At 72.8% G+C, this 10,618-nt stretch carries 7 protein-coding genes; 3 read left to right on the top strand and 4 right to left on the bottom strand.

The window, feature by feature from the left end; all coding sequences use genetic code 11:
• The first annotated feature begins 61 nt into the window (after window positions 1–61).
• Entirely contained in the window at window positions 62–1,285 is a 1,224-nt protein-coding gene (locus AB0D67_RS31885; RefSeq protein WP_362944270.1) for an FAD-dependent oxidoreductase, read from the top strand.
• A gap of 124 nt (window positions 1,286–1,409) precedes the next feature.
• Window positions 1,410–2,741: a class II 3-deoxy-7-phosphoheptulonate synthase gene (locus AB0D67_RS31880; protein WP_362944268.1), complete on the top strand. Its 1,332-nt coding sequence runs from the start codon at window positions 1,410–1,412 to the stop codon at window positions 2,739–2,741.
• A gap of 178 nt (window positions 2,742–2,919) precedes the next feature.
• Here AB0D67_RS31880 and trxA read toward each other — a convergent pair whose 3' ends face one another.
• From trxA to AB0D67_RS31860, 4 genes are all read right to left on the bottom strand, one after another.
• Window positions 2,920–3,291 (bottom strand): thioredoxin, encoded by a 372-nt coding sequence (trxA, locus tag AB0D67_RS31875; protein ID WP_362944266.1) that lies wholly within the window; start codon window positions 3,289–3,291, stop codon window positions 2,920–2,922.
• Between the two features lie 46 nt (window positions 3,292–3,337).
• On the bottom strand, window positions 3,338–4,651 hold the full coding sequence (locus AB0D67_RS31870) for a PQQ-binding-like beta-propeller repeat protein (RefSeq protein WP_362944264.1): 1,314 nt from the start codon (window positions 4,649–4,651) through the stop codon (window positions 3,338–3,340).
• 238 nt (window positions 4,652–4,889) lie between these two features.
• Window positions 4,890–6,644 carry a hypothetical protein gene (locus tag AB0D67_RS31865; protein ID WP_362944262.1) on the bottom strand — a complete coding sequence of 585 codons (1,755 nt, stop codon included), beginning with the start codon at window positions 6,642–6,644 and terminating at the stop codon, window positions 4,890–4,892.
• Window positions 6,645–6,809: 165 nt separating this feature from the next.
• Complete coding sequence (locus AB0D67_RS31860) at window positions 6,810–9,206, bottom strand: ExeM/NucH family extracellular endonuclease (protein ID WP_362944260.1); 2,397 nt, start codon at window positions 9,204–9,206, stop codon at window positions 6,810–6,812.
• 162 nt (window positions 9,207–9,368) lie between these two features.
• On the opposite strand from AB0D67_RS31860, the gene AB0D67_RS31855 reads away from it, so the two are divergent.
• Window positions 9,369–10,618, top strand: a 1,250-nt coding sequence (locus AB0D67_RS31855) for a pentapeptide repeat-containing protein (RefSeq protein ID WP_362944258.1), incomplete at its 3' end; no start/stop codon positions are given.

Genomic DNA, 10,618 nt, shown 5'->3' with positions numbered 1-10,618 from the left:
GTCGGCGGGAGGAGGTTTACCTTCGGCCCCGGTCGTGAAACAATTCAATGGGTGATGAATTATGACGGAGAACACGTGCGTGATCGCCGGGGCAGGCCCGGCGGGAGCGACGCTCGCGCTGCTACTGGCCCGCGCGGGCGTCAAGGTCACACTGCTGGAGAAGCACGGCGACTTCCTGCGGGACTTCCGGGGTGACACCATCCACCCCTCCACCCTGCGGATCCTCGACGAGCTGGGGCTCGCCGAGGAGTTCCACCGGCTGCCGCACCGCAAGGAGCACCGGCTGGTCGTGATGACCGACGACGGCCTGACACCGGTCGCCGACCTGACCCGGCTGCCGGGCAGGTATCGCTACATCGCCTTCGTCCCGCAGTGGGACTTCCTCAACCTGGTCACCGAGGCCGCCGGGCGGTACCCGTCCTTCCGGCTGGTGATGAACGCCGAGGTGACCGGCGTGATCCGGGAGGGCGGCGCGGTGCGCGGGATCCGCTACCGCGACGCCGGAGGCGAGCACGAGCTGCGCGCGACGCTCACCGTCGCCGCCGACGGCCGCACCTCCGCCGTGCGCCGGGCCGCCGGACTCGTCCCGAAGGAGTTCGGCGCGCCGATGGACGTGGTGTGGTTCCGGCTACCGCGCGAGACGTCCGACCTCGACCAGACCTTCCTGCGACTGTCCAGCGGCCGCATCATGGTGGCGATCGACCGCGGCTCCTACTGGCAGCTCGCCTACGTCATCCCCAAGGGCGGTTTCGACGCCCTGCGGGCCGAGGGGATCAAGGCGCTGCGCGAGCAGGTCGCCGGCCTGCTGCCGTTCCTCGCCGGCCGCGTCGGGCTGCTGGACGGCTTCGACGACGTGAGCGTGCTGTCGGTCCGGGTGAACCGGCTGCTCCGCTGGCACCGTCCCGGCCTGCTGGCCATCGGCGATGCCGCGCACGCCATGTCACCGATCTTCGGGGTCGGCATCAACCTGGCCGTGCAGGACGCCGTGGCCGCGGCCAACCTGCTGGCCGGGCCCCTCGCCGCCGGAGCCGACATCCCCGAGTCGCTGCTGGCCCGCGTCCAGCGGCGCCGCGTGCCGCCCACGGCGGTCACCCAGCTGGCCCAGCGCGCGGTGCAGGCCGCGCTGATCGGCCCTGCCCTCTCCGGCCGCGTCCGGCCGGCGGGCCTGCCGCGCGACGTCTCCCGCCTCCCGGTGGTCGGCGCCCTCGGCCGCCGCTTCATCGGTTACGGCGTTCTCCCCGAGCACGTGAGGAGCCCGGAGGCGCCCCGTCCCCGGCCGGACTGATCCGGCTCCCCGGCTTCCCGGGCGGGGTTCTCCCACCCCCGACGTCTCATTTATGACGAAAGCTATCTCATATATTGGACAAGGGGGTCCGGGAGGCGACGAGGTTGCAATAGCCTGGTATGCCGTGAGCATCAACTTCGATTCCTGGCGGCGGCTGCCCGCGGCGCAGCAGCCCGAGTGGCCCGACCGCGACGAGCTGGAGAAGGTCGTCGCCGAGCTCAAGGGGCTGCCGCCCCTGGTGTTCGCCGGCGAGTGCGACAAGCTCAAGGCCGAGCTGGCGGCGGTGGCACGGGGTGAGGCGTTCGTGCTGCAGGGCGGTGACTGCGCCGAGACCTTCGCCGGGGCGACCGCCGACGACGTGCGCAACAAGCTCAAGACTCTGCTGCAGATGGCGATCGTGCTCACCTACGCGGCCAAGGTGCCGGTCGTGAAGATCGGCCGGATGGCCGGCCAGTTCGCCAAGCCGCGGTCCAAGCCGACCGAGGCCCGCGACGGCATCGAGCTGCCCACCTACCGGGGTGACATGGTCAACGGCTTCGACTTCACCCCCGAAGCCCGCGTCCCCGACCCTTGGCGGCTGCTGCGCGCCTACCACTCCTCCGCCGTCACGCTGAACCTCGCCCGCGCCTTCACCCGCGGCGGCTACGCCGACCTGCGCCAGGTGCACGCCTGGAACCAGGACTTCGTGATCGAGTCGCCTGCCGGGAAGCGCTACGAGCAGCTCGCCCGGGGGATCGACCAGGCCCTGGCGTTCATGCGCGCCTGCGGGGCCGACCCGGACGAGTTCCACACCGTGGAGTTCTACTCCTCGCACGAGGCGCTGATCCTCGACTACGACCACGCCCTCACCCGGATCGACTCCCGGACCGGCCTGCCGTACGACGTGTCGGCGCACATGGTCTGGATCGGTGAGCGCACCCGCCAGCTCGACGGCGCGCACGTGGAGTTCTTCTCCCGGATCCGCAACCCGATCGGCGTGAAGCTCGGTCCGACGACCACCCCCGAGGACGCCCTCGCGCTCATCGAGCGGCTGAACCCGGACAACGAGCCGGGCCGCCTGACGTTCATCACCCGGATGGGCGCCGGGAAGATCCGCGACCACCTTCCGTCCCTGGTGGAGAAGGTGACCGCGAGCGGCGCCACGGTGGCGTGGATCTGCGACCCGATGCACGGCAACACCTTCGAGGCGCCCAGCGGCCACAAGACCCGCCGCCTGGACGACGTGCTGAACGAGGTGGCGGGCTTCTTCGAGGTGCACGGCGCGCTCGGCACCCACCCCGGCGGCATCCACATCGAGCTCACCGGCGACGACGTCACCGAGTGCGTGGGCGGCGGGCTGGAGATCGTCGAGGACGACCTCGCGCGGCGCTACGAGACGGCGTGCGACCCGCGCCTCAACCGTAGCCAGTCGCTGGACCTGGCCTTCCGGGTGGCGGAGCTGTACCGCTCGGCCTGACCCTCCGCGGTTCCTCCCGGCCGTGCCGCCCCGGTCACCCGGCCCTTCCCGGGCGGCACGCGCGGGCCGTACCCCGTACCGGGAGGCCGCCGGCGAGACATGTGGTCCGCGCCCGGAGGCGGACACGATGAGAGCCCCGCGGCCGTTCACGGCGCGGGGTTCTCGTGGTGCGGGGGTCTCAGCCCTCCTGGACGCCCATCTCCTTGGCCAGCTCGGCCCGGATCGCCTCCATGTCGAGGGCACGGACCTGACCGATCAGGTCTTCGAGGGCCGGCTCCGGCAGCGCCCCGGGCTGGGCGAAGACGACGATGCCGTCGCGGATGGCCATGATCGTCGGAATCGAGGTGATCTCGAAGCCCTGGGACAGCCCCTGCTGCGCCTCGGTGTCGATCTTGCCGAACTTGATGTCGGTGTGCTTCTCCGACGACTTCTCGAAGATGGGGCCGAACGTGCGGCACGGCCCGCACCAGGCCGCCCAGAAGTCCAGCAGGACGATCCCGTCGTCGGCGATCTCGTTGAAGTTCTGGTCGGTTACCTCGATGGTCGCCACCGGTGGCTCCTCTTGTCGTTCACGTCTGTACGGCTCCCATAACCACCTACCCCCCACCGGACATTCCATGGCGGCCACCGGCGCGCAGCGTGGTGACCGCGTACCTGACGCCCGGCTGCTGGAAGGGCATGACCACCAGGGTGCCGTCCCGATGGTGGACGTGGGCGTCCTCGCCCTCCTTCTCGACCCCGTCCGGCAGCTCGGCGACCGGCGTCGCCCTGCCGGTGGCCGTGTCGATCCTCGTCAGCCTGGCCGCGGGCCCGGAGTAGCCGCCCACCTCCAGAACCAGGAGGCCCTTCTCCCCCGCGTCGCCCTCGACGAACGTGATCCTGTTCTGCCCGATGCCCGAGGACTTCCACAGCCGCCTGCCGGTCGCCAGATCGAAGGCCAGGACGTCGTTGCGGCTCTCGGCGAGGCTCTTCCCCCGCACGGGGGCCGCGGCGAGGTAGAGCGTGCCGCCTCGCACGGCCGCGCGGAGTTCCTCACGGCCGTGCTCCAGGTACATCGCCCTGTTGAGCCGCAGGAGGTCGACCTCCTCCCCGGTGCCGAACCTGCGCGCCTTTCTGCCCCGGTCCTCCAGCACGAGGATGGACGCCTCGCCCGCGCCGTCCCAGGCGGCGACCACCGGGTCGGCGGAGAGCAGGTGCTCGGGCCCCTCGTGGATGCCCGCGACCCGCTGCCGCCCCGCGACGGCTCCGGTTCTCGCGTCGAGGACCACGATGGCGTCGCCTCCCTCCGTGCAGCTCAGGCTGACGGCCACCTGGGCGGCGGAGGCGAGGGCGTCCCGGGCCGCACACGGTGACGAGATCGCCCGCCGCCACGCCCGCCCGCCGTCGGAGAGCCGGTAGGCCGCCACCTCCTCCCAGGTCCGCACGACCACCAGGTCGCCCGAGAGCAGCAGGGTGGGAGGGAAGATCCCCTTGTCGTTCTTCGCCGGGGGCATCGGCGGGATCGCTGTCTTCCAGGCGATGCGGCCCGTCCCGGCGTCGACGCCCACCAGCCTGTCGCAGACCTTCCCGGTGCCGTGGGCGGCGGCGCCCCTGCCGCCCGAGAGGCCGTGGGTCGCCGCGCACATCTCCCCGCCGGGGGACGGGATGCCCCAAGCCCGCTTGCCGGTCCCCAGGTCGTAGGCGAGCAGGCCGTCCTTCTGCACGCGGACGGCGGCCTTGTCACTCACCCAGGTGCCGAGGGCGATCGAGGCGTCGGTGCCGATGACCTCGGTGCCCTCCGTGGTGAAGGGGACGCGCCATTCGCCGTCCCCCAGGCCCCCGGTCCCCGATCCGAACCCGCCGGAGACGAACCAGGCGGTGCCCGCGCCGATGCCGAGCAGCACGACGAGGCCGAGCGCCACCAGGAGCACGGTCCTGCCCGTCCTCCGCGCGACGGGCGGAGGAACGGGGTGCGCTCCCCACGGCTGCGGGGCCTGGTACGGCCCGGGGCCCCGCGGTGGGTACGGCTGCCCGCTCTGTGGCCGACCCGGCGCCGGGGAAGCCTGGCCCGGCGGGTACGGCTGCCCGCCGTACCCGCCCGTCCGCTGCGGCGGGTGCGGCCACCCCGGCGGCGGGGGGTTGCGGTCATCGGTCATCCTGCTCTCCCTGTCAGCCGAGCCGGCCGCGGACGTAGTCGGCCCACTGCCGCTGGAACCGGTCCTCCTCGACGCCCAGGACCTTCCGCATCGCGTCCTGGGAGCGGCCGTCGCGGTAGGAGGCCGTGACGAACTCGACGAGTCTGCGCTCGCCGTACCTCTCCGCGATCATCCGCGACGCGAGGTGGCCCATCAGGTAGTTCACGCTGGTCATCCCCTTGGCGTCCCAGGAGACGTTGTCCGGGATCCGACCGGTGAACGGCTGGGAGAGCCGCCCGGCAAGGTAGGCGCGGCCCTCGTCGTAGCGGACGTCGGCGGTGATGGGGCTGCCGCGGTTGGCCACGTACTCGGCGAAGCCCTCGACCATCCAGTTGTCGAGCCCGAGGAAACCGGCCTTGCCGCCGTCGAGGCTCGCCAGCGCCGAATGCGCGAACTCGTGGCGGAAGATCTCCCGGATGCCGCCGACGGTCCCGAAGAACGCCGAGGCGGTGTCCACCACGACCCGGCTGCCTCCGATCGGCAACGCGTCGACGCTGCTCTGCCAGGTGAACATGGGGATGGAGACCCCGGCCTCGTGGGCCTTCTCCTTGCGGAACAGACCGCCGAGCTGTTCCCTGCCCTTGACCAGCGCCGCCACGAAGCCCTTGGGCACGTCCCGTCCCCGCCGGCCGTTCTTCGCCAGGAACGCGAGGTCGTCCGCGGCGGCCCGTTCGGCGATCGGGGCGATCCGCCTCGCCTTGGCGGCCAGCGACGGCGGGGCCAGCATGACGACGTGCGGGGTCCTGACCATCGAGACGTCGGACCAGACGTCCCACGGCCCGGGGTAGTAGACGGTCCTGGAAGCACCGCCCACCGGCGCCGGGGCGCCGCCCACCTTGGTGACCACGATCGGGGCGCCGGCGGCCCGCCGGGAGACGGTCCAGCGGTACCACTCGGAGACGGGTTCCAGATCGATCCCCTTGAACCGGTGGACGAAGGCGACATCGAGGTTGAACGTCACGCCCCGGCCGAAGCTGTCCTGTGCGCGTCCCTCCTGCGCCAGGGTCCGGTAGGACATCTCGGTGATCGGCAGCTTGCGCAGGTTGTTGAAAAGCCTGGTCTGCTGCTGGACCAGCGCCGTGTTCTCCTGGTCGAAGATCCCGGTGTACGCCTTGAGGTCGCCGTCGTTCAGCGCCGCGGTGTGCCCCTTCAGCAGTGCCTCGACGTCCTGCTTGGTCACCGCCACGGAGGCCGGGTCGGCGGGCGCCGTCTCCTCGGCGGAGGGCCCGGAGCGCTTCGCCGTTCCCAGCACCGTGCCCACCACGATCCCGGCCCCGACCGTCACCAGGACGGCGAGGAGGGCGAGAGCGATCCACAGCCCGGTCCTGCGGCGGCGCGGCGCCGGGGGCCCCGGCGGCTGCTGCCCGCCCGGATACGGCGCGGAGGACTGCTGCCCGCCCGGCTGCCATTCCAGGGACCCCTGCCACTGCGGATCCGGCTGCGGGCCGGGCTGTCCGTACGGCGGACCGGGCGGGGCGGGTTGTCCGTACGGCGGGCCGGGCTGGACGGGCGGGGGCCGTTCGCCCCACCGGGACGGCGCGGGTCCCTGCGGAGCCTGCGGCACCGGCGCGGGCTGCGGCGCGACGGGGGAAGGCGACGCGACGGGCGAGGGCTGCTGCGGGACCGGCGGCGCGTCGGGTGCGGGCGACTGCCCGCCAGGCTGCCACTGCGCGGGCCCCTGCCACTGCGGGTGTGGCGGATACTGCTGGTTGCCCGGCCCCGTAGTCACATTCGCCCCATAGACACCAAGAGTTATAGACCGCCCCAAACCATAGCGCCGATCCCGAACCCCAGAACCACGAATCCCCCGCCGCCTCCACGTGGAGGCGGCGGGGGATTTTCACGCGACGCGCAGCGTCGCCATGAGTAACAGCGTCGCCATGAATAACAACTGTCAGGGCTTTCCGCCGGGCAGGTCCAGCCCGATGATCACCGGGTCGTGGTCGGAGGAGCGGAACGCGTCCGGCCGGTAGAGGCTCGGCGGGTTGTACTCCGTGTTGTAGTCGAGCATGCGGCTCTCGTCCGAGTTGATGTGCCAGATCGTCGCGCCGGTGACGCGCTTGAGCAGGCTCTTTCCGGCCAGGGCGTGGTCCAGCTCGCCGAGCTTGCCGCCGTAGAGGTAGCTGTAGCGGTCGGGCGCGGGGATGAGCTTCTTGGTCACGCTGGTCAGGCCGCCGGCCTCCAGCGTGTGGATCGGGTCCTCCTCGCCGTAGGAGTTGAGGTCGCCGAGCACCAGCGGGTTGGGAAGGTCGAGGCTGTCGATCAGGGCCAGCGTCGCCTGCGCCTGGCGGATCCGCTCGCCGTTGTAGCAGCCCTGGCCGTCACCGGTGTCGGCGTCGGGCCCGGTGGCGTCCTCGTCGCAGCCCTTGGACTTGAAGTGGTTGACAATGAGCGTGAACGGCTGGCCGCCCTGGACCCGGCGGAACGTCTGGATCAGCGGGGGCCGCCGGTAGACGGGGTCGGTGGAGGAGAGGGCGGGACCGACGGGCTTGAGCCTGGCGGCCTTGTAGATCGCCGTCGCGTGGATCAGGTCGGTGCCGGGGGTGGGGTTGGCGAGCGCCGCGTAGGTGCCCGCGCCGACCTCGGCGTTGAGCGCGTCGACCAGCGCCTGGACGGCGGTCTGGCCGTTGTTCTGGACCTCCATCAGGCCCACCGCGTCGGCGTCCATCCCCTTGAGGGCGGCGACCAGCTTGGCGAGCTGACGTCGCTGCTCCTCCGCGGTGGTGGCGCCGCGCGACTTCAGGGTGGTGAACCAGTTGAGGGTGTTGAAGCTGGCCACCTTGACGTTCCCGTGGACCGGGGACGGCTTGGCCTGGCGCGGGGCGGCCGGGGCGAACTCGATCGGCGCGGTCGGCTGGAGGCGGTAGACGCCGAAGCCGTAGCCCAGCACTCCGGTGACGCCGGTGGCGGTGTCGCCGAGGCGGACGACCCGGGGGTCGGTGTAGGGGATGACGGCGGGGTTCTCCTTGGTGGAGCCGTCGTCCACGAGCAGGCTGCGACGGGAGTCGCGGGCGGCGTCCACGCCCCGCCGGTCGGTCGGCTGGAACACCCGGCCGTCGGCGGAGACGGTGACCTCGCCGTAGCGGCCCAGGTTGTAGTGGTCAGTGAGGGTCAGCTTGTCCGGGAAGGTGACGAGCACGCTCTCAAGCGGCTCGAAGGTCCTCCCCTCGGGCAGCGGCAGGTGCTGTCCGGCGGGCCGCACGCCGCCGGTGCCGCAGACGTCGACGGCGGTGACCGGTGACAGCTCGGTCCAGCCGTTGTACTCCACGACCTTGCCGGTGACCAGCACCCGGTCGCCGGGCTTGACGTCCTTGAAGGAGTCGCGGGCGAAGGCGTAGAGGCCGTCGGAGGTGGCGGGGTCGTCGTCGGGTGTCGGGTCCTGGAGGAAGAACCCGCCGAGCTGGTCGGCTCGCTGGAAGTCGCCGGTCACGACGCCCTCGACGCGGACGGTCCGCCCGGCCAGCGGGCTGACGTCACCGCTGCCCTGCACCTCGGAGATCTGGTGGGTGGCCGGGGTCTCGCACGGCTCCCCTGTCGGCGTCGGCGAGGAGGTCGGGCTCTGCGACGGGGTCGGGCTCACCGTGGGACTCGCCGTGGGGGTGGCGGTGGGGTCGGGACCGGGGTCGCCGCAGGGCGCCGGGGTGGTCGCCCGGTTGCGCGGCGCGGGGGCTCCGGTGGCCACGTCGGCGGCGTTGGCGTCGGTGTCGGCGCAGCCGTGGTCGCCGCGCAGGCCGGCGAGCGTGCCGGAGAGGGCGGGGGCCGGGGCGGAGCCCTCGAAGTAGTTGGCGGTGCCGTACCCGACGAGGTCGGCGATCAGCGCCGTCTGCTCGGCGGTGCAGGAGGCGGAGCCGCCGTTGCAGGCCAGGCCCTCGGCCGAGCGGACCAGGACGACCTTGCCGGCGCTCGCGCTCAGGTTGATGGCGCCGGTGCCGTCGGGGTCGGGCAGCGCGGCGCCGGTGGAACCGCCGGCGAGCCGGATGAGGTGGTACTGACCGGGCGCCAGCGTGCCGGCCAGCGGGACGGGCGAGTTGGCGCCGAAGGTGCCGGTTCCGGTGGCGCTGCCGTACTGCACGGACCAGCCGTCCAGCGGGACGGGAGCGGAACCGCGGTTGAACAGCTCGACGAAGTCGTTGGCGTACGGCGCGCCGCTGTTGCCGCCACCGCCGTAGACCTGGCTGATGACGACGGTGCCCGGCGCGGCCAGGGCCGGGGCGGTGGTCAGGACCGCCAGGCCGGACACGGCGAGGCCGCCGGCCATGAGGGCGGCGGCCACTTTGGTTGAAGGACGCATGACCGGGAGCGTAAAGCCACATGTATCGCTCCACACGTACTTATAAGTAGATAGAAGGTGAAATTACATAATCTCGATACTTTGTGGAGGTTAACCGGCGGCGATCATGGCGCACTTTGCCATAGATCTCGCTTTGGCCCTCTTCATGGGTATGAGTCGGTCATGAGAAGCCTGGACGTGGGCTGGGCCACCTGCGCCGCCCTTCCCGGATGCACCGGATCGGCGCGGCAGCCCTACGGGCGCTGCCTGGCCCACCTGGACGCCGACGAGCTGGCCGAGGTCCTCGGCGGCCTCTCCCCCGGCTCCCCCCTCGACCTCCGGGGCACCCGGATCGAGCCGGAACTGCTGGAACGGGTCCTGGAGGCCACGCGCGGACGCCCGGGGCGGGCCAGGTTCGACCGGGCGGTCATCACCGGGGACGCGCGGTTCGGCGGCGTCGTCTTCTGCGGGGACGCCTCCTTCGACCACGCGCGCTTCCACCGCCTCGCCTCCTTCGTGGACGCGCGCTTCACCGGGAACGTCTCCTTCCGCGGGGCCGGATTCGCCAGGGAACTGTCCCTGCACGGCGTCTCCGTCGCCGGGCACGCGGCGTTCGACCGGGTCTCGGCGGGCCGGGACGCGCTGTTCGGCGCCGCCGCCTTCGGGCGCACCGTCTCCTTCGAGGGTGCCGAGCTGCACGGCTTCACCAGCTTCGACGGCGCCAGGTTCGCCGGGGACGCCGTCTTCCGCGGGTGCCGGTTCGACCGGGCGGTGTCGTTCCGCAGGGCGGAGTTCGGCGGGCTGGCCGGGTTCGAGGGGGCGCGGTTCCGGGAGGGCGGCTCCCTGACCCCCACCGCGGCCGGTCGCGGCCTGTGCCTCGCCGGGGCGTGGACGGGCGGCGGCCTGGACGTCGCGGCCGCCGGATGCCGGGTGGACCTGCGGCGCCTGCGGGCGGCCGGGCGGCTGGCCGTACGGCTCGACGGCGCCGAGGCCGACCTCACCGGCGCGACACTGCTCGGCCCGGCCAGGATCGAGGGGCGCGCCCGGCCCGGTGACGGGAACGCGGGAGGCGCCGGGGGCGGCGGGCGGGACGCGACCGCGCGACGGGCGTCCGCGGGGTACGGCGCGGCCCGGACGACCTCGCTCCGCGGGCCGGACCGGACGAGGCCGCCGGGTACTCCCCCGACCGGCCGGGTGAGCTCGCTGCGCGGGGTGGACGCCGAGGCCCTGGAGCTGGTCCGGGTGGACCTCGGCGCCTGTGGTCTCGCCGGGGTCCGCCGTCCCGAACGGCTCCGGCTCACCGGGTGCGCCTTCACCGGGGCCCCGCGGGGCGCGCGCCGCGCGACGCGCAGGTGGCCGCGCCGGCGCACGCCGGGCGCCGGCCCCGCCCGCGGGCGGGCGGGAGTGCGCCACGTCGCCGTCGCGGGGGGCGC

The organism is Streptosporangium sp. NPDC048047, from assembly GCF_040653115.1.
Lineage (GTDB): Bacteria > Actinomycetota > Actinomycetes > Streptosporangiales > Streptosporangiaceae > Streptosporangium.
Note: the sequence above shows the minus strand (reverse complement) of the source record. Positions and strands in the feature narration are given on the sequence as shown.